The following is an 18831-nucleotide window of genomic DNA, read 5'->3' as shown; positions in this document are numbered from 1 at the left end:
GTCACGACGGCCTCCGTGCCATCGGCTGTGCGTTCGCCGGCTGCCGGCGCGCCCGCCCCACGAGCGTGTCCGCCAGCGCCCCGGCCACGTGTCCGCCCGTCAGCCCGCAGCGCTCCAGGACGTCGGCGCGTGAGCCGTGGTCGAGGAAGCTCTGCGGCAGGCCGAAGTTCCGTACCGGCGTGGGTACTTCCGCGTCGGCGAGGGCCTGTGTGACCGCCGCGCCGACACCGCCCGCACGGCCGTTGTCCTCGACGGTGGCGACCAGACGGTAGGTGGCGGCCAGCTCCACCAGTGCCTGCGGTACCGGTTTGACCCAGCGTGGATCGACGACCGTCACGCCGTGGCCGTGCCCGGCGAGGAGGTCGGCGGCCTCCAGGCACGTCTGCGCCATCGCGCCCACGGAGACGAGCAGCAGCTCCGCCTCCGGGTCGCGGCGCAGCACGTCGAGGCCGCCGATGGTGTCGATCGCCGGGACGTCCTCTCCCGTACGGCCCTTCGGGAAGCGGACGGCGGTCGGGCCGTCGTCGACGGCCACGGCCTCGCGCAGTGCCCTGCGCAGGGTGGCGGCGTCGCGCGGCGCGGCCAGGCGCAGGCCCGGTACGAGCTGGAGCAGCGACATGTCCCACATGCCGTGGTGGGAGGGGCCGTCGTCGCCGGTCACTCCCGCGCGGTCCAGGACGAGGGTCACCGGGGCGCGGTGCAGGGCGGTGTCGAGGAGCAGCTGGTCGAAGGCCCGGTTGAGGAACGTCGCGTAGAGGGCGACCACCGGGTGCATGCCGCCCAGTGCCAGGCCCGCCGCGGCGGTCACCGCGTGCTGCTCGGCGATGCCCACGTCGACGGTGCGGTCGGGGAAGCGGGCGGCGAACTCGGTCAGGCCGGTCGGGCCCGGCATGGCCGCCGTGAGGGCCACGATGTCCGGGCGGTCCGCGCCGATCTCGGCCAGCTCCCGGCCGAAGACCGAGGTCCAGGAGAGCGCCGCACCGCCGTTCCCGGTGTCGGTACCACTGCCGGTCCCGCTCCCGTTCCCGGCACCGCTGCCGGTCCCGCCGCTCCCGGCCCCGTCACCCCGCGGCCTGGCCCGGACCGCGTGGAAGCGTTCCGCGTCGTCCGCCAGGGCCGGGGCGTGGCCGCGGCCCTTCTCGGTGACGCAGTGGACGACGACCGGGCGTCCGGTGCCCGCCGCCCGGCGCAGCACGTTCTCCAGCGCGGTGACGTCGTGACCGTCCACCGGCCCCAGATAGCCCATGCCGAGCCCCTCGAAGAAGCTCTTCGGGACGCCGGGGGCGCGGAGTTCGGCCAGGTGGACGGCGAGGGCGCCGACCGTGGGCGCGTAGGAGCGGCCGTTATCGTTGAGCACCACGATCACCGGGCGGTCGGCGGACGCGATGTTGTTCAGCGCCTCCCAGGCCATGCCCCCGGTCAGCGCGCCGTCCCCGACGACCGCCACCACGGCGCGGTCGTCGAGGCCGCGCAGGGCGTGGGCGCGGGCCAGGCCGTCCGCCCAGGACAGGGCGGTGGAGGCGTGCGAGTTCTCGATCACGTCGTGGTCGGACTCGGCGCGGGAGGGGTAGCCGGAGAGGCCGCCTGTACTGCGCAGGGTGGCGAAGTCGCGGCCGCGGCCGGTCAGGAGTTTGTGTACGTAGGTCTGGTGGCCGGTGTCCCACAGGATGCGGTCGCGGGGCGAGTCGAACACCCGGTGCAGGGCGATCGACAGCTCCACGACCCCCAGGTTGGGGCCCAGGTGGCCGCCGGTGCGGGTGACCGTGTCGATCAGGAGCCGGCGGATCCGGGGCACCAGCCGCCGTACGTCCTGCGGGGACAGGGCCCGCAGGTCCGCGGGGTCCGCGAAGTCCAAGAGGTCCGGGGTGGCCTCCGGGACGGCTGCTATGTGGGTGATGTCCTCGACTGATGGGTTCATGAGGCCTCGTCCGCCAACGGGGTGCGGGGTATCCGGCCGGTGACCGGGTCGGTGAGCCGTCCGGGCATGGAGAAGACGACGTCCTCGTGCGCGCCCCGCCGCACCTGGACGTCGTCGTGGCCCAGCTCCGCGAGGCGCTGCACCAGCTCGCGGACCAGGATCTCCGGCGCGCTGGCCCCCGAGCTGACGCCGACGCTGCGCACGCCCCGGAGCCACCGCTCGTCGAGGTGGCCGACGTCGGGGACGAGGTGGGCCGCGCAGCCGTGCTCGCGGGCCACCTCCACCATGCGCAGGGAGTTGCTCGAGTTGCGGGAGCCGACGACCAGCACCAGGTCGCAGCCGGCGGCCAGCTCCTTGACCGCGTTCTGCCGGTTCTGGCTCGCGTAGCAGATGTCGTCGCTGCCCGGCGAGACGATGTCGGTGAACCTGCGGTGCAGCGCCTCGACGATGCGTGCCGTCTCGTCGAAGGACAGGGTCGTCTGGGTGAGGCAGGCGACCGGGGTGTCGTCGGGCAGTGCGCACCGCTCGGCGTCCTCGACGGTCTCGATGACGACCGTGCGGTCGGGTGCCTCGCCCCGGACGCCCTCGATCTCCTCGTGACCGGCGTGCCCGACGAGCAGGACCGTGCGGCCCTCACGCGCGTACCGCAGTGCCTCCTGGTGCACCTTGGCCACCAGCGGGCAGGTCGCGTCGATGACTTCGAGGCGCCGGTCGTCCGAGGCGGCGCGCACGGCGGGCGAGACGCCGTGCGCGGAGAAGACGCAGACGGCGCCCTCGGGGACCTCCGCCTCGCTGTCGACGAAACGGGCGCCGCGCTTCTCCAGCTCGGACACGATGTAGTGGTTGTGCACGATCTCCTTGCGGACGTACACCGGGGCCCCGTGGAGCTCCAGGGCGCGCTCCACGATGCCGATGGCGCGGCGCACCCCGGCGCAGAACCCTCTGGGCTCGGCGAGGACCGTCTGCCGTTTCTCCGTCATGGGCATGCTGCTGTCTCCTGTCCCTACTGGCCGGGGGTGCGGGCGGTCAGGCGCAGGCGCAGCCGGCGCGGCTGGTAGACGGTGGCCAGCGGGATGGGCCGTACGTCGACGCCGGGTTCGCAGGTGACCCGCCACTTGCCGAGGATGGTGGCGAGCGCGAGGGTCGCCTCGGTGCGGGCGTAGAGGTCGCCGATGCACTTGCGGGCGCCGGTGCCGAACGCCATGAAGGCCTGCCGCGCCAGGGGCGAGACCTGGTCGGGCAGCCAGCGGTCGGGGTCGAACCGCCGCTCCTTGGGGTAGGCGTCGGTGTTGAGCGCCACCGCCGCGGGGCTGAACACGACGGTGCTCCCCGCGGGCAGCCGCAGCCCCGCCACGTCCAGGTCGGTGGCGGTGAGCCGGGTGAAGAGCCAGGCGGGCGGGTAGAGCCGCAGGGTCTCGGTGATGATCCGGTCGGTCAGTTCGAGCCGCGCGATGTCGTCGAACTCCGGTGCCCTGCCGCCGAGGACCTCGTCGATCTCCGCGTACAGCCGTTCCTCGATCCGCGGGTACTTCGAGAGCAGGTAGAAGATCCAGGTGAGGGTGGCGGCGACGGTCTCGGTGCCGGCCGCCATCACGGTGATGACCTGGTCGTGGATCTCCTTGTCGTCCAGCCTGCCGCCGTCGTCGTCGCGGGAGTCGAGGAGGGCGGACAGGAGGTCGTCGTGGTCGACGCCGTCGCGGCGGTAGTCGTCGATGAGGGTCTGGGTGGTGCGGTGCAGGTAGTCGAGGTTCGCGCGGTAGCGGCGGTTGCCGGGGCTCGGCATCTTGCGTACCGCGGCGGGCAGGAACATCTGCCGGAACAGCCCCTTCAGCACGGCGTCGAAGGCGCGCTCCACGCTGTCGGCGAGTTCCTTGCTGACGGGCGTGGAGTACAGCGTGCGGCCGACGGTGCGCAGCGCCATGCCGTACATCTCCGGGAACGCGTCGACGACCACGCCGTCGTGCCAGCGTTCCGCGGTGGTCTCGATCTCCGCGTGCATCGCGGAGGCGTACCGCTTGAGCTGGGGGCGGGTGAAGGCCGACTGCATGAGCCTTCGCTGCCGCCGGTGGTCGGCGTAGGGGCAGGTGACCAGGCCGTTGCCCGCGATGTCCCGGGCGCGGTCATAGAAGATGCCTCCCTTGTCGTAGTCGCTGTCGCTGGTCAGGACCTGGCGGAGCAGGGTGGGGTGGGTCGGTACGTGGGCCTCGGTGGGGCCGAGGCGTATCTTCACGAGGTCGCCGTGCGTGGACAGGGACGACATGAACTGGAGCGGGCGGCGCATCATCTGCCAGGCGTGTCCGACGAAGGGCGCGGCGCCGGGCGCGGTGCCCGCGACGAAGGTCTGCTGCTCGGTCTGGGCGGTCTGCTGGACCATGGGGTTCTCCTCGGCTTTCCTGGGGTGGTTCGGGGTGGGTGGTCGGGCCCGTCAGCGGAGGCTGCCGAGTTCCTCCAGGTAGCCCTGGCGGCTGGCGGCCAGCGCGAACTCGGCGTCGTAGCGCCCCGAGGAGCGGTGCCAGTCGTAGGAGCCGCGGATGACGGGGCGTACCGCGTCGAGCCGGTAGCGTTCGACGGCCTCCCGCTCGTCCGCGGTGAGGGAGAAGGCGTCGCAGACCTTGGGCAGGATGCTCTCCAGGAGCAGGAACTCCTCCAGCCGTACGCGGACCTCGTCCTGCATGTACGCGATGCTGCGGCTTCTGGGCCAGCCGTGCTCGCGCATGAGGATGAAGACCATGTTGTTCGTCTCGCCGCGCGCCTCCTCCTTCTCCAGCGAGGCGATGTCGTTGAGCATGAGGTTGACGTCGACGGCGACGCGCAGCATCGCCGACATCACGGCGCTGTCGAACACCCGGTGCGGGACCTCGAAGTGCCCGGTGGCCTCGGCGAGGTCGACCGTGGGCTGCACCCCTATGGTGTGGCGGCGCATGCCGAGGTATTCGCGGGCCGAGGTGCAGGGGGTGTCGTCGAAGCGGCCGGCCGCCTCGTCGACGTACCCCTGGAAGTAGTTGCGCCAGTGCTGGGCGCTGCGGGCGCACCACTCCTTCGACATGCCCTCGCAGGTACGGCGCCAGATGTCGGCGAAGCCGTGGGCGATCAGCGGTGCCGAGGCGGGCAGCGGGCCGTCCAGGGCGGCGGCGACGGCGTCGGTCAGCTCCTTGGTCCGTCGCGGGTCCTCGCCGCGCGGACCGTCGAAGAGGTCGTCGAAGAGGAAGAACCAGGACATCAGGTCGACGCCGAGGTCGAGGTCGGCGCCGCTGGTGGAGGGGTAGAAGCGGGCGGCGAGGTCGGCGTAGCCGCCCTTGCGGTGGCGCTCCGCCGCGGCCTCGGTGTTGATCAGCCCGAACGACCGGGGCCAGGCGATGTGTTCGGCCTCGGCGCGCGCGTGGTCGGGGCTGCGGCGGCTGGGCAGGGGTATGGAGAAATCGACGTCCTGCGGCATGGGGGAATCTCCCTGGGCTTCACAGGGGCACGGACAGGCGCCCGAGGTGGGGTGGTGGGGCCGCGGACCGGGGCGACGCTGCCCGCGGTGCGGTGGGGAGGGCGGGGTGACGGGCCGGGGTGACGGCCCGTGGGGTGCGCGGTGGGGCGGCGTAGCCCGCGGCGGGTGGGGTCGCCGCGCGGGCCGGGGCGCCGGTGTCCTGGGCGGCTACATGTCGCGGCCCACGATGAAGCCGCCGAGCGCGATGAGTTCCTCGCGCGCGGCCGGGTCGAGCGCGGCGTCGCGCAGCGCCGCCTCGCCCAGTTCCAGGCGCCGGGTGGCCTCGGCGACGGCCCAGGTGCGGCCGCCCGCCTCCTCGACGAGGTCGGCGGCGCGGCGCAGTTCGGTCTCGTCCGGCTCGTCGGGCGCGCTGAGCCAGGCGGCGAGTTCGACGCTGGAGGTGCCCTGCTGGTTGAGGGCGTAGGCGACGGGCAGCGACTTCTTGCGGGTCCGCAGGTCGTTGTGGACCGGCTTGCCGGTGCGGGCCGGGTCGCCCCAGACGCCGAGTACGTCGTCGATGAGCTGGAAGGCGATGCCGACCTGGTCGCCGTAGAGCGCGAGGGCGTCCACCACGGTGACCGGGGCGCCGGCGAGCACCGCGCCGATCGCGGCGCTCGCCGAGAGCAGCGCGCCGGTCTTCCCGGCGGCCATCTCGACGCACTCCTCGACGGTGACGTGCGCCCGGTTCTCGAACGACATGTCCTGCACTTGCCCGCGGATCAGCTCACGGGTGGCGCGGGAGAGCAGCCGGGCCGCGGCGGCGGCGGTCGGCTGCCCGCACTCCAGGAGGACCTCCTGGGCGAGCGCGAGCAGGGCGTCGCCGGTGAGGATCGCGCCCGATGCGCCGTAGAGGGACCACACGGTGCGGCGGTGGCGGCGCTGCTCGTCGCCGTCCATCAGGTCGTCGTGCAGCAGCGAGAAGTTGTGGACCAGTTCGACGGCCACGGCGCCCGGCAGTCCTCGCTCGGGCCGGGCCCCCGCCGCCTGGGCGGAGAGCAGGGCCAGCGCGGGCCGTACGGCCTTGCCGCCGCCGTCACAGGCCGGGGCGCCCGCGGCGTCGATCCAGCCGAAGTGGTAGGCCGCCTGGCGGCGGCTCTCCTCGTCGAGCCGGTCGAGCGCCGCCCTCAGGGCGGGCGTGAGCGTGTCGCGGACCCGGTGCAGACTGCTCGGTGTCGCGGTCACGCGGTGCCCCCTTCGCGCCACGGCTCCGCCGGGTCGTCGAAGATGGTCACGACCTTGCGCAGGATGCGGCGCTCGGCCGGGTCGAACGGCAGCCGGGAGTGGATGGTGCCCAGCTGGTCCCACATGACGAGGTCGCCGGGCTGCCAGGTGTGGGTGTACGTGAGCGCGGGCTCACCGGCCCTGGCGAACAGCTCCTTGAGTACGGCGCCGCTGGCCCCGGGGTCGAGTTCGAGGATCCGCTTGGTGTTGAGCGGGTTGGCGTACACGGCGCGGCGGCCGGTGCGCGGGTTGCGCGCGATCAGCGGGTGGACGGTGGAGGTGCCGTCCTCGGGCTGCACCTCGGGCGCCTTGCCGGCGGCCTTTCCGGCGGCCGTGAGGCTGACCTCGCCCTGGTACTCCTCCTCGATGACGTCCTCGTAGCCGGAGCGCAGGGCGTGGCGGGCGCGGTAGGAGCGGTAGCTCTCCCGCACGTCGGCGGGGAGCGAGTCGTAGACGCCGTACGTACTGGTGAAGGCCGTCTCGCCGCCGCCGCTCACCGGCAGCTCCACCGCCGCGAGGAAGCCGATCTGGGCGACGCGCGGGCGGAAGGAGTAGTCGGTGTGCCAGTCCATCCCCTCGGGCTCGCCGACGCCGATGCGGCGGCCGTTCTCCACGATGTTGGAGATGATGAGGATCTCGTTGTGCTCGGGGCTCGCGCCGTTGGTCAGTCCCGTGCGCGGGATGTGCCCGAAATGGCGGCCGAACTCCATGAGCTGGGTGTCGGTGGGGTCGTCGTGTCCCCGGAAGACGATGACGAGGTGCTCGTCGAGCGCCTGCCAGATCTCCTCGATCTCCCGCGGGGTGATGTCACCCGAGATGGTGGCGCCGCGCACGACGGCGCCGAACGACGAGCCGGGTATGGGCGTTACGTCCACTTGCGTTGGCTCCTCTTCGGTGGGGCGTGTTGACGTTCATGTCGCGTGGGGGGTGGCGGTGATCAGCGCAGTTCGAGCCCGGCGAGGTCGTCGGCCTGCCGCCAGCGCCGCAGGATCTCGACGAACTCCACCGACCCGCCGCCGTAACTGGAGTTGAGGATCTTGACGTCCTCGGGCCGGCCTTCGTTGTTGAAGAGGCCGGGGGTGCACGCCTCGGCGAAGTCGAGGTTGCGGTTGGCCAGTTTGAGGATCGTGTCGACCCACTCCTGCTCGGCGGTGGCGGACGCCTCGACGACGCCGTGGCCGCGCCCCGTCACGGACCTGACGATGTACGCCAGGTGCTTGCTCTGTTCGTTGAGCATGTAGGGGACGTTGACGTGCAGGCCGGACTGGGCCTTGGACATGATGAAACAGTTGGGGAAGCCGTTGACCTGGAGGCCGTGGAGGGTGCGGGCGCCCTCCGCCCACTTCTCCGAGAGGCGGATGCCGTCACGCCCGACCGGGTCGTAGCCGGCGCGGCTGGTGTAGGGGACGGCGAACTCGGACTCGTACCCCGACGCGAAGATCACGCAGTCGAGCGCGGTCTCCCGTCCGGCGGCGACCACACCGCGCGGGGTGAGCCGCTCCACGCCGCGCCCCTGGGTGTCCACGAGCGTGACGTCGGGCCGGTTGAAGGTGTCGAGGAAGCCGTCGTGGAAGCACGGGCGCTTGCAGAACAGCCGGTAGTACGGCTTCAGCGCGGCGGCCACGGCCTTGTCGCGCACCGACTGGTCGACGCGGCGCCGCAGCTCCTCCATGCGCCGCAGGTCGGCGAGTTCGATGGCGGCGCCCCTGGCCGCCGGGTCCTCGTCCGTGCCGGACTTGGGCAGGATCGCGGCGAGCTTGGCCGTGATCTCCGTCCAGCCGTCGTTCACGAGGTCGGCCGGTGGGCCGGTGCCCTCGTTGGTCGCCGTGGCAGTTGATGCGTGCGCCAGCCCGGCCAGCGCGCGCCGGTGCCGGCCGGTTCAGCGGTCGCTCGAGCGTCGCCGGGGTCGGCGCGGCGCGTTCTCCGACGGCGCCCGGTCAGGCGCCGGATGTCGCCGCCGGTGTCGGCGAACCGTCCGCAGCGGGAGGCGACCGGCGAACGTGCCCTCGAAGCTGTGGTATGCTTCCGGGGGGTGTCACGTGTCACAGGGGTGTGCGGCACTGCGGCATCTCCTTCAGGTGGTTCGACCGTACGAGAAGTGCTCAGGGTGTCGCGTGTTGACGTGCCGTCAGCTGGGCGGTGTCGACGGCCGGTTGACGGTGACCGGCGGTGGTGGTTCCGCCTCCAGGTGGTGCCGTACGTCCTCGTACTGGGCGTCGATGCGGTCCGCCGCGTCGGCGTTGGTGAAGAGGTAGAAGCGGTCGGAGCCGAGTGCGTCCCACACCGTCCGCGCCACCTCGTCGGCGCCGACCGTGGTGGCCCCGGTCGCGTCGCGCGGCGCCACCAGGCCGCGCGTCATGGGGGTGTCGACCCGCCCGGGGCACAGTACGGAGACCCGCACCGGCGTCCCGCGCAGATCGGCCCGCAGGCTGCGTGCCACGGCGAGGTCCGCGTGCTTGGACGCCGCGTAGGCGGCGGAGCCCGCGCCGACGACGAACGCCGACATGGACGCGGTCTGCACGAGGTGGGCCGGGCGCCCGCCGGCGAGGAGGCGCGGCACGAAGGCGCGCGCGACGTAGAGGTGCGACCAGTAGTTCACGTCGAGGACGCCGCGCACCTCGTCGAGGGGCACCTCCCACAGGGGCCGGCCCACCGGCCCCACGACTCCGGCGTTGTTGCACACGACGTCGACCGCGCCGAGCCGCTCGTACGCCGTCGCGGCCAGTTCCTCGACCGCCTTCTCGGCTACGAGGTCGGCGACGAAGGTGCTGACATCGGCACCGTCCCGCGTCAACTCCCGCGCGGCGCAGGCCAGTCCGTCGCCGTCGACGTCCGTCATCACCACGCGCGCGCCCTCTCGCGCCAGCCGGGCGCTGAGCGAGCGGCCTATGCCGCTCGCGGCCCCGGTGACCACGGCCGCTCCCACCTCGAAACGCATCCCGCCGTCTCCCCCGTCGTCGATGTCATGCAGGTGAATTCATGCAAGTGAAGTGCCGTGTGCGCGCCGCTATTCGGGCTCAGGCTCAGGACAGCCAGAACAGGAGCCGATGGCGTAAGCCCGGTCGTCCATCGCCGAGCCGAGCGAGAGGAACACGGTCCCGCCGATCGTCGCGCCGAGTGCCGTGGCCGTCTGCTGGCTGGTGACCAGCACGCCGCTGCTCGCCCCCGCCGCCGATGCGGGAACGTCCGCGAGCGTCATCCGCAGCAGGGTGGGGCCGATCAGCGCCTGCCCGACGCCGGTGAACGCGAGGATCAGCAGGACCGCCACGAGCGGCAGGTCCGGCCAGGCAAGCGCGATCAGCAGAGCCATCAGGAGCAGCCCCGCGCCCTGGACGACGGCGCCCACCGAGACGATGCGCCGCCCGATCCTGGCCGCGATCTTCGGGGTGAACAGCGACATCACGAAGAAGGCCGAGGCGAAGGGCGCGAGGACGGCGCCGGAGGCCAGCGCGCCGAGCCCGAAGTTCGTCTGCGCCACCAGCGCGTAGACGAACATGAACGTACCGAAGCCGATGGAGAAGGGGACCACCGCGAGCAGCCCCGCCCGCATGCTCTGGATGGACAGCACCGACGGAGGCAGCAGCGGCACCTTCCCGCGTGCCTCCAGGCCCCGCTCCACCCTCACCAGCGCGACGCCCGCCGCGCAGGCGATCACCGGCAGGACCCACAGCCACAGCGGCCAGCCCAGTACGTGCCCTTCGATGATGACCAGCAGGACACAGACGAGGGCGATGCCGAACAGCAGGGTGCCCAGGTAGTCCATGCCGGGCTTGCGCTCCGCCCGGGTGGCGGGCATCTTCCGCACGAGCAGCAGGGTGACCAGGCCGATCGGCGCGTTGATCACGAAGACGATGCGCCAGCCGAAGTCGCCCGCGTCCAGCGAGAGCAGGACACCGCCGAGGATCTGCCCCACCACCGCGGCGAGCCCGGCCGTGGCCCCGTACAGGCTCATCGCCCGGGCCCGCGCCTCGCCGCTGGTCGCCGTCTGGATGGTGCTCAGCACCTGCGGCACGAGCATCGCGGCCGCCGCGCCCTGGAGGATGCGCGCGACGACGAGGAAGGCGATGCCGGGCGCGAGTCCGCACAGGGTCGACGTGACCGTGAACGCGACGAGGCCGTAGGTGAACAGCCGCCTCCTGCCGAACGCGTCGCCCAGCCGTCCGCCCATGACCAGGAAGAGGGCGTACGCGATGCCGTACCCGGACACCACCAGTTCGAGCCCGGCCTCGGAGGCGTCCAGGTCCTTCTTGATGTCGTTCAGGGCGACGTTGACGATGAAGATGTCGACGATGGACAGCGCGAACCCGGCGAGGATCACCGCGAGGCCGGCTCCCGACAGCCCCGTGGCGGGCTCGCCGCCTCGTCCCGCCCCGGGTGCGCCGTCCGCGACGGCGCCCGCCGGACGCCCTTGTGCAGTCACTGTGTTACCTCTCCGACGGCGCGCGAAGGCGTTCGCCGTTCCGCTTCGGTGGGGGGTTATTCCGCTGACTCGCGGGTCATTCGGCTTGTCCGCGGGTCATTCGGCTTCGATGGGGGTGCCGGTGATCTTCGCCATGATTCCCTTGCTGGCGTCCTTCGCCGACTCCGTCCACGGGGTCACGGCGTTGAAGCCGCGGTGCGACGTCGCGGGCTGCACCCGCGTGTCCATCGACATCCGCATCAGGGGCGGTTCCGTCGCCAGGTTGGGGACCGACTTGTGGCACATGAAGGCGTGGAAGATGAGCACGTCGCCCTGGTCCATCTCGGAGTACCGCAGGGTCTCGCCCGGCTCGATGTCCTGCGGCGGGATGCCGCGCACGGGGTGGTTGAACCGGCGGTAGTTCTCGTTGAGTACGTGGTCGCGCGGGCCCCTCTTGTGGCTGCCGTCCGCGAGGGCGACGCCGCCGGTGCCCGCGGTGGTGCCGATGAGCGGCACCCAGGCGGTGCGGAAGTCCTTGTTGGGGCCTATGTAGAAGCCGTCCTGGTGATACGGCGTCAGGTAGGAGAAGTTCGGTTCCCGCGCCGCCGCCTGTGAGGGGTAGTAGCGGATGGTCGTGGAGCGGAAGACGAAGACCGGCTCGCCGAAGACCTGCTCGAAGACCTTCAGGGTCGAGGGGTGGTTCCAGAAGTCGTCGTACTTCACGTAACCGTGCATCGCCACCTCGTCGACCGCCTCGAAGGAGTCGATGACGAGGTCGTCGAGCGTGGCCTCGGGGCGCGCCGCGCCGAGCGCGACGAGGCCGGCCAGCATCTCCTCGGCGGCCTTGCGCACGAGGTCGCGGTCCAGGACGCCGCGCAGGAAGACGTAGCCGTGCTCGTCGTAGAACTCGTCGAGGGCCTTGCGGTCGTCGAGGAGGGGCGTGCAGTCCACGTACTCGGCGAAGTCCGTGGGGGCGGTCGGCGTGTTGGTCATGGGTGTACCTCTCCGCGTGACTCGGCACTGATGGTGTACGCCCGCGAGCCGGCCGGGCGGCGGCGGGCAGGCGGCTGCGGCGAACGGCACGGGGCCGCGGCCGGCAGGCCACAGCGATGGGGCCTTGGTCTTCCGGGGGGCTTCCGGTCGGGTGATGTCGCCGGCGAAGGCGCATGGGAAAGCCCCCCTTGCGGCGCCCCAGCGGCATTGCTGGGAGCGCACAGGAGGGGGCTTGCGGCCGAGGGGGTCAGGAGCCGGGGCGGTGGGTCAGAGGGAGGCGCCGACCTTCAGCGCCAGGTCGATGAGGCGGTTCGAGTAGCCCCACTCGTTGTCGTACCAGCCGACGACCTTGACCTGCGGCCCGACCACGCGGGTGAGACCGGCGTCGTAGATACAGGAGGCCGGGTCGGTGACGATGTCCGAGCTGACGATCGGCGCCTCGGTGTAGGAGAGCAGCCCCTTGTACGCGCCGGCGGCGGCCTTCGCGTACGCCTCGTTGATCTCCTCGACGGTGGTGCGGCGGCTCGTGGTGACCGTCAGGTCGGTGACCGATCCGGTCGGCACGGGGACCCGCAGCGCGAACGCGTCGAGACGGCCCTGGAGTTCGGGCAGGACCAGGCCGATGGCCTTGGCCGCGCCGCTGGACGTCGGCACCACGTTGACGGCCGCCGAGCGGGCGCGGCGCAGATCCTTGTGGGGAGCGTCCTGGAGGTTCTGGTCCTGGGTGTAGGCGTGGACCGTGGTCATCATCCCGTACTCGATGCCGACGCTGTCGTGCAGCACCTTGGCGAGGACGCCGAGGCAGTTGGTGGTGCAGGAGGCGTTGGAGATGATCGCGTGCCGCTCGGGGTCGTACGTGTCGTCGTTGACACCGAGGACGATCGTGACGTCCTCGTCGCTGGCGGGAGCGGCGATGATCACCTTCTTGGCGCCGCCGTCGAGGTGCGCGCGCGCCTTCTCCGCCTTGGTGAAGATGCCCGTGGACTCGATGACCACGTCGACACCGAGGTCGCCCCAGGGCAGCGCGGCCGGGTCGCGCTCGGCGAGGACGGTGACCTTGCGGTCGCCGGCCCGGATCGCTCCGGGCTCGGCGGTGATCTCTTCCGGGAAACGGCCGAGGACCGAGTCGTAGGTCAGGAGGTGGGCCATGGTCGGCACGTCGCCCAGGTCATTGACCGCGACGATCTCCAGGTCCGCGTTCCTGGCGGCAACCGCCCGGAAGACGTTCCTCCCGATGCGGCCGAAGCCGTTGATACCTACACGAACAGTCATGCGTTCCTCTCACGACGGTTAAGAGAAGGCAGCTGCGCGCGGCGCATCGCGTCGCGGCGACCACCCGGAACACCATAAGCAACTTGTATAAGCTATCAATACATCGCCGCTCCGCAAGCTATAAGCTCCCCCGGGTGCACGCCTCCTTCAACGAACTGAATGTGACTCACTTCACTGACGGAGTAGAGGACTTCAACCGTTTCTACATCCGTTTGCCACGGCGGCGGAAGCTGCCGTTCAGCACCCTGTCGGTCCTGGACGCCCTGGCCTTCGACGGCAGCCCGAAGCGCCTGGCCGAGCTCTCCGCGGGCGAACAGCTGAGCCAGCCCGGCCTCACCCAGCTCGTGCAGCGCCTGGAACGGGATGGCCTGGTGGTACGCGGCGGCGACCCGCGCGACGGCCGGGCCGTCCTCGTCCACATCACCGAGGAGGGCCGCGGCATCGGCGTCTCCCGCAGGCGCGAGCGGATCGGCCAACTCATGCCGCTCGTCGCGCTGTTGCCCCCGGAGGACCGCAGGGCGCTCGCCAAGGCGATCCCCGCGCTGGAGCGGCTGGCACAGCTGGGCAGGGAGAGCGCGGGCGCGGCTCACGCGGCGGCGGAACAGCACCTACCGGCGATGCACAGGGGGTTGACCGGAAAAGGCGCGACCGACATGCCTCGGCAGCGCGGGCGTTTCCCGGGGAGTTGAGACCCGGGCTCAGAAGGCGTACCTGACGCGCAGCCACGGCGTGTGCTCCGCGAGCAGTCGCCGCAGGCGCGCCAGGGAGTCCTGCTTGACGTCAAGGGCGTAGCGCACGTTGAGGGCACCGTTCTGCGAGCGCTTGGTCTCCTGGATGTCCGGCTGCCACAGCGCCTCCTCGGCACGGGGATGCCATCCGAGGTTGACCTCGTGGAGCGCCTCGTTGTGCGTCAGCATGATGATCTCGGCGGCTGCCTGCTCCTTCACCCGGGCGGGCAGGACGTCGTCGAGGCGGGTGAGCAGGTCGGCCCAGTCGCGCTCCCAGCCGGGGCGCAGGACGACGGGCGAGAGGTTGAAGTGGACCTCGTAGCCGGCGTCGAGGAAGTCGGCGGCCGCGGCGATCCGCTCGGCGACCGGGCTGGTGCGGATGTCAAGGAGCCGGGCGTCCTCGGGCGGCATGACGGAGAAGCGCACTCGGGTGCGCCCCTGGGGGTCGAGCGCGAGCAGGTCCGGGTTGACGAACTTGGTCGCGAAGGACGCCTTGGCGGTCGGCAGGCCGCGGAACGCGCTGATGAGGTCCGCGGTGTTGTCGCAGACCAGGGCGTCGACGGAGCAGTCGCCGTTCTCGCCGATGTCGTAGACCCACGACGAAGGGTCGCACTGGTTGGGCTCCTTCTTGGGCCCCTGAGCCCGCACGTGGCGCCGCACATGGGCGACGATCGCCTCGATGTTGGTGAACAGCGTGATCGGATTGGCATAGCCCTTGCGCCGGGGGACATAGCAGTAGGCGCAGGCCATCGCGCATCCGTTGGAGGGCCCCGGAGCGATCCAGTCGGCCGACCTGCCGTTGGGGCGCGTCACGAGGTGGTGCTTGACCCCGAGGACGAGCGTCTCGGTCTTGATGCGGACCCACCGCTCGACGTTGCCGTCGTTCCCGTGCAGGGAGGGGATACGCCAGTGGCCCGCGACCTCGGTCACCCGCACCCCCGGCAGCCGGGCCATGATCTGCTGCCCGCGCGGGGAGTCGAGGGCCGCGGGCTCCGCGTAGACCTCTCGCACGTCAAGCATCCGCCGCGCCTCGGGGCTGTCCCGGAACGACCCGTTCGCGGGCCGCGCCGCGGCGGTGTCCGCCCACCCGAAGAGGGCGGGCTGCTCCGGTTCGCCCGGGGTGCTCGCCGCCGCTGACTGATCCACGTGCCGTCCCTGCCGTCTCACCCGTTCGATGCGCCGCGCTCCTCCACTCTCCCGCTCATCCGGGCCCGGCGCATCACGACGGGCCCGGGGCGGCACGCCCCCAGGGGCTGAGCGGTGCGGCACACGCGTGCGGCAGCAGCCGGCGGCCGGTGTCAGGAACCGTGCGCGCTGGTCGGCATGGAGCGGCCGAAGTACGTGTACGGGTCCTTGGAGAGCCCCGCGGCCGCCGCCGAGAAGCTGACGCCGTGCGAGGCGCTGACGCCACCGGCGGAGCCGCGCAGGCTCCACAGCGCGCCGTTGCTGGTGTTCTCCATGGGAGCGCCGACGACCAGGTCGGCGCGGCCGTCGCGGTTGGTGTCCGTCAGGCGCACGGCGGAACCGAAGCGGTCGTACGCCTCGTTCGCACCCGGCACGCCTTCGGTCCCCTGGTGCACGACCTCGGCGCCGGTGCCGGTGAGGCCCTCGGCCGAGCCGCGCAGGACGACGACCTCGCCGGCGTTGGCAACCGAGCCGATGGTCTCGAACTCGGCGCCCACGGCCGCGTCGGCGTAACCGTCGCCGTTCAGGTCGCCCACCGCGACCGCCTCGCCGAAGGCGTCCTCGGGCTCGTCGGCGCCCGGAACACCGGGGCTGTCCTGGGTGAGGGTGCGCCGCGCGGACGCCTTCAGGCCCTCGGCGGTGCCGGCGTAAGTGATGACGCTGTTGTCGTCGGGGGAACCGAGGAGCAGGTCGTCCCGGCCGTCGCCGTCGAAGTCCCCCGTGGCGGCGGCGTGCGCCTCGTCGGGCAGGGCGGTGTAGGTGCCGGAAGCCCCCGGGTAGACGAGCGAGGCGCCGTCGAAGCTGCCGTCCTCGTCGTAGCGTCCCCCTACGACGAGGTCGTCGCGGCCGTCGCCGTCGAAGTCGCCGGCCGCCAGGGAGCGGTAGTGGTCGGAGCCGTCCGGGGCGATCGCGGTCTTCAGCTCGCGGTGGCCCGCGGTGCCCGACCTGGTGACGCCGTCGAAGATCCACACGTCGTCGCGGCTGGTGCCGACGGCCAGCTCGGGCCTTCCGTCACCGTCGAAGTCGCCGACGGCGAGGCGGTTGCCGAAGAGGTCGTGCGCGGCGGGTGCCGGGTCGGGGAGCGTCGTACCGCCGGCGAGCCCGGACTTCGACCCCCACAGGACGGCGACGGTGCCGCCGTCCGCGTCGCCGTCGACGTCCTCGTTCGGAGTGCCTGCGACCACGTCGGTGTAGCCGTCTCCGTTGAGGTCACCGGTGGCGAGCGCCGCCCCGAACTCGTCGCCCTTCTCGGCGGCGCCGGGGACGCCGGACGAGTTCTGCGTGACGATCTGGGTCCGGCCTGCCGAGACGCCACTGGACGAGCCGGTGTTCACGACGACCGCACCGGCGCCCGAGGCTCCCGACACGGCGGCTTCGGAGGCGGTGACGAGGTCGCCGTACCCGTCTCCGTTCACGTCGCTCTGTCCGCTGGGGGAAGCGGTGGGCGCGGCCTGCGCGGGCGCCGCGGCGAGCAGCCCGGCGGCGAGAGCGACGGCGAGGGCGGGGGCGGTGCGGTAGCGGTGGTGGCGGTTGTGCATGGGCCCTTTTCTGTCGGTGGGGCGAAGCCGTGACGTTCTTATGACACGTCACGGCCGACAGAGGGAAGACACGTACGGGGCCCGAAGGGTTGTACGAGGCGGAAGGAGTCGTCACGGCCCGGTGCCGCGACGACTCCTGGCGAGCACCACCGCTGACCCGAGGGCGTCAGTTGAGGACCGTGCCCAGAATCGGCAGCGCGGGGCCGGCGGACTCGTCCTTGACGTGGGACTTCTGACGAATCTCATTGCACTGGAAGGCGCGCGCCTGGTCCAGGACCTCGATGGTGATGATGGCGTCGATGTCCTGCACGGTCGGACACACGTCACGGATGATCTCGACGTTCTGCGACTTGTGGCCGCGGACCTCTTCGTCGGCCACGGCCGGCGTGACCGCCATACCGGTCGCGACCAAGGTCAGCACCGATCCGGCCAGCACCTTCTTGTCCGTAGAGTTCATTTCTCCAGCGCTCCTGTCCGGTACGACACGGCACCCCGACCGGATGCCGCCGCCGGACCCAACCGGCCCGCCGCGGCAAAGGTTGCGCAAGGCGCCGGGCTTTCACTCGGTCGCCGCCACTCCCCCGCCCTGCCCGGGCCGAGGCCATGCGGCGCCGGTGGGCGGCAGCGGTCCCCGACCGCCGCACACGTGCCGCAGGGCCTCCGGGGTGAGGTCGGCGAGGGTGGGATAGCCGTCCACCGCCATGGTCAGGTCCGCCTCGGCGAGCAGTGCGCGCAGGACGTGGACGACGCCGTCCGTCCCGCCCAGGGCCAGGCCGTACGTGTAGGGGCGGCCGACGCCCACGGCCGTGGCGCCGAGTGCGAGGGCCTTGACGACGTCGGCGCCGGAGCGCACTCCGGAGTCGAAGAGCACGGGGAGTCCGTCGGCGGCCTCGACGACGGCGGGCAGCGCGTCGAGGGCGGGGAGGCCGCCGTTCGCCTGGCGGCCGCCGTGGGTGGAGCAGTAGATGCCGTCCACGCCCAGGTCCTTGGCGCGGCGGACGTCGTCGGGATGGCAGATGCCCTTCAGGATGAGCGGCAGCGTGGTGAGCGAGCGCAGCCAGGGCAGGTCGTCCCAGGTGAGCGGGTTGCCGAAGATCCGGGCCCAGGTGAGGGCCGTGTCCCTGGGGTCGGGGTCCGCCGTGCGGCCGCGCGGCAGCAGGGCGCGGAAGGCGGGGTCGCTGGTGTAGTTGGCCAGGCAGTGGCCGCGCAGCTGGGGGAAGTTGGAGGTGGCCAGGTCGCGGGGGCGCCAGCCGGCGATCCAGGTGTCGAGCGTGACGACGATGCCCGCGAAGCCGGCCTTCTCGGCGCGCTGGACGAGGCTCTCCGCCAGCGCCCGGTCCGTGGGGGTGTAGAGCTGGAAGAAGCCGGGGGTGTCGCCGAACTCGGCCGCCACCTCCTCCAGGGGGTCGGCGGAGAGGGTCGAGGCGATCATGGGCACGCCGGTGCGGGCGGCGGCGCGGGCGGTCGCCAGGTCGCCGTGGCCGTCGCGGGTGCAGATGCCCAGGACGCCGACCGGGGCCATGAACAGCGGCGAGGGCAGCTTCAACCCGAAGAGGTCGACGGACAGGTCGCGCCGGTCCGCGCCGACGAGCATGCGCGGGACGAGGCCCCAGTGCGCGAAGGCCGCGCGGTTGGCGTTCTGCGTGTGCTCGTCGCCCGCTCCCCCGGCGACGTACGACCACACGGTGTCTGGCATGGCATGGCGGGCGCGCTCCTCCAGTTCCGCGAAGGCCATGGGGTATTCCGGGACGACGCCGGAGAGTCCGCCGAGGTATATCTCGTTCTGGTAGGCGGCGTACGGCTCTTGTGATGCTGAGGGGTGGGACACGGTCGGGGCCGTCCTTTCTGGCGGTCAGGGCCGGGTCTGTCGTCCGCCGAGGCAGGTCGCGGTCAGGGCGACCTCGTCCTGGAAGCGGTCGGGGTGCACGGTGCGGGGGGCTGTGGTCAGGACGTTGAGGTCGGCGCGCATGCCGGGGCGGAGCATGCCGATGTCGTTCTCCAGGTGGAGCTGTCAGGCGGGGTCGGCGGTGACGGCGCGCAGGGCCTCCTCGACGGTGAGGCGTTCGTCGGGTCCGTGTACCCGGCCGCTCGGGTGGCAGCGG

The 18831-nt window shown here is 72.0% G+C and carries 17 protein-coding genes; 1 reads left to right on the top strand and 16 read right to left on the bottom strand.

Annotation, left to right across the window (positions count from 1 at the left end):
• Position 1 precedes the first annotated feature (1 nt).
• From KKZ08_RS29685 to gap, 11 genes are all read right to left on the bottom strand, one after another.
• The gene (locus KKZ08_RS29685; protein ID WP_223777351.1) at positions 2 to 1918 is read right to left on the bottom strand and encodes a 1-deoxy-D-xylulose-5-phosphate synthase; all 1917 of its coding nucleotides are present in this window, start codon (positions 1916 to 1918) and stop codon (positions 2 to 4) included.
• Positions 1915 to 2904 carry a 4-hydroxy-3-methylbut-2-enyl diphosphate reductase gene (gene ispH, locus KKZ08_RS29680; RefSeq protein WP_320589700.1) on the bottom strand — a complete coding sequence of 330 codons (990 nt, stop codon included), beginning with the start codon at positions 2902 to 2904 and terminating at the stop codon, positions 1915 to 1917. The genes KKZ08_RS29685 and ispH overlap by 4 nt, the downstream gene beginning before the upstream one ends.
• Positions 2905 to 2921: 17 nt before the next feature.
• Positions 2922 to 4292 carry a pentalenene oxygenase gene (gene ptlI / locus KKZ08_RS29675; RefSeq protein WP_223777350.1) on the bottom strand — a complete coding sequence of 457 codons (1371 nt, stop codon included), beginning with the start codon at positions 4290 to 4292 and terminating at the stop codon, positions 2922 to 2924.
• 51 nt (positions 4293 to 4343) lie between these two features.
• Entirely contained in the window at positions 4344 to 5354 is a 1011-nt protein-coding gene (gene ptlA / locus KKZ08_RS29670; protein WP_223777349.1) for a pentalenene synthase, read from the bottom strand.
• Positions 5355 to 5561: 207 nt separating this feature from the next.
• Positions 5562 to 6575: a polyprenyl synthetase family protein gene (locus KKZ08_RS29665; RefSeq protein WP_223777348.1), complete on the bottom strand. Its 1014-nt coding sequence runs from the start codon at positions 6573 to 6575 to the stop codon at positions 5562 to 5564.
• Positions 6572 to 7489, bottom strand: coding sequence for a neopentalenolactone/pentalenolactone F synthase (gene ptlD, locus KKZ08_RS29660; protein WP_223777347.1), 918 nt, complete (start codon positions 7487 to 7489; stop codon positions 6572 to 6574). The genes KKZ08_RS29665 and ptlD overlap by 4 nt, the downstream gene beginning before the upstream one ends.
• A gap of 62 nt (positions 7490 to 7551) precedes the next feature.
• Positions 7552 to 8403: a hypothetical protein gene (locus KKZ08_RS29655; RefSeq protein ID WP_223777346.1), complete on the bottom strand. Its 852-nt coding sequence runs from the start codon at positions 8401 to 8403 to the stop codon at positions 7552 to 7554.
• A 339-nt stretch (positions 8404 to 8742) separates the two neighbouring features.
• Entirely contained in the window at positions 8743 to 9552 is an 810-nt protein-coding gene (gene ptlF, locus KKZ08_RS29650; RefSeq protein ID WP_223777345.1) for a 1-deoxy-11-beta-hydroxypentalenate dehydrogenase, read from the bottom strand.
• Positions 9553 to 9621: 69 nt separating this feature from the next.
• The gene (locus tag KKZ08_RS29645; protein WP_223777344.1) at positions 9622 to 11034 is read right to left on the bottom strand and encodes an MFS transporter; all 1413 of its coding nucleotides are present in this window, start codon (positions 11032 to 11034) and stop codon (positions 9622 to 9624) included.
• Positions 11035 to 11130: 96 nt separating this feature from the next.
• Complete coding sequence (gene ptlH / locus KKZ08_RS29640; protein ID WP_223777343.1) at positions 11131 to 12006, bottom strand: 1-deoxypentalenic acid 11-beta-hydroxylase; 876 nt, start codon at positions 12004 to 12006, stop codon at positions 11131 to 11133.
• Between the two features lie 267 nt (positions 12007 to 12273).
• Positions 12274 to 13278 (bottom strand): type I glyceraldehyde-3-phosphate dehydrogenase, encoded by a 1005-nt coding sequence (gene gap, locus KKZ08_RS29635; protein ID WP_223777342.1) that lies wholly within the window; start codon positions 13276 to 13278, stop codon positions 12274 to 12276.
• A 161-nt stretch (positions 13279 to 13439) separates the two neighbouring features.
• Between gap and KKZ08_RS29630 the strand changes: the two genes are divergently transcribed.
• The gene (locus KKZ08_RS29630) at positions 13440 to 13967 is read left to right on the top strand and encodes a MarR family transcriptional regulator (protein ID WP_223777341.1); all 528 of its coding nucleotides are present in this window, start codon (positions 13440 to 13442) and stop codon (positions 13965 to 13967) included.
• Between the two features lie 9 nt (positions 13968 to 13976).
• Here KKZ08_RS29630 and KKZ08_RS29625 read toward each other — a convergent pair whose 3' ends face one another.
• The 5 genes from KKZ08_RS29625 to KKZ08_RS38735 form a co-directional block, all read right to left on the bottom strand.
• Complete coding sequence (locus KKZ08_RS29625) at positions 13977 to 15152, bottom strand: spore photoproduct lyase family protein (protein ID WP_223777340.1); 1176 nt, start codon at positions 15150 to 15152, stop codon at positions 13977 to 13979.
• 152 nt (positions 15153 to 15304) lie between these two features.
• The gene (locus KKZ08_RS29620; protein ID WP_223777339.1) at positions 15305 to 16729 is read right to left on the bottom strand and encodes an FG-GAP and VCBS repeat-containing protein; all 1425 of its coding nucleotides are present in this window, start codon (positions 16727 to 16729) and stop codon (positions 15305 to 15307) included.
• Between the two features lie 166 nt (positions 16730 to 16895).
• On the bottom strand, positions 16896 to 17186 hold the full coding sequence (locus KKZ08_RS29615; protein ID WP_223777338.1) for a hypothetical protein: 291 nt from the start codon (positions 17184 to 17186) through the stop codon (positions 16896 to 16898).
• A gap of 102 nt (positions 17187 to 17288) precedes the next feature.
• The gene (locus KKZ08_RS29610; RefSeq protein ID WP_223777337.1) at positions 17289 to 18557 is read right to left on the bottom strand and encodes an alpha-hydroxy-acid oxidizing protein; all 1269 of its coding nucleotides are present in this window, start codon (positions 18555 to 18557) and stop codon (positions 17289 to 17291) included.
• A gap of 24 nt (positions 18558 to 18581) precedes the next feature.
• Positions 18582 to 18713: a hypothetical protein gene (locus tag KKZ08_RS38735; RefSeq protein WP_263303423.1), complete on the bottom strand. Its 132-nt coding sequence runs from the start codon at positions 18711 to 18713 to the stop codon at positions 18582 to 18584.
• Positions 18714 to 18831: the final 118 nt, after the last annotated feature.

Source organism: Streptomyces sp. 135, assembly GCF_020026305.1.
Classification (GTDB): Bacteria; Actinomycetota; Actinomycetes; order Streptomycetales; family Streptomycetaceae; genus Streptomyces.
The sequence above is the reverse complement of the archived record's forward strand: the minus strand, read 5'-3'. Positions and strand labels throughout refer to the sequence as shown.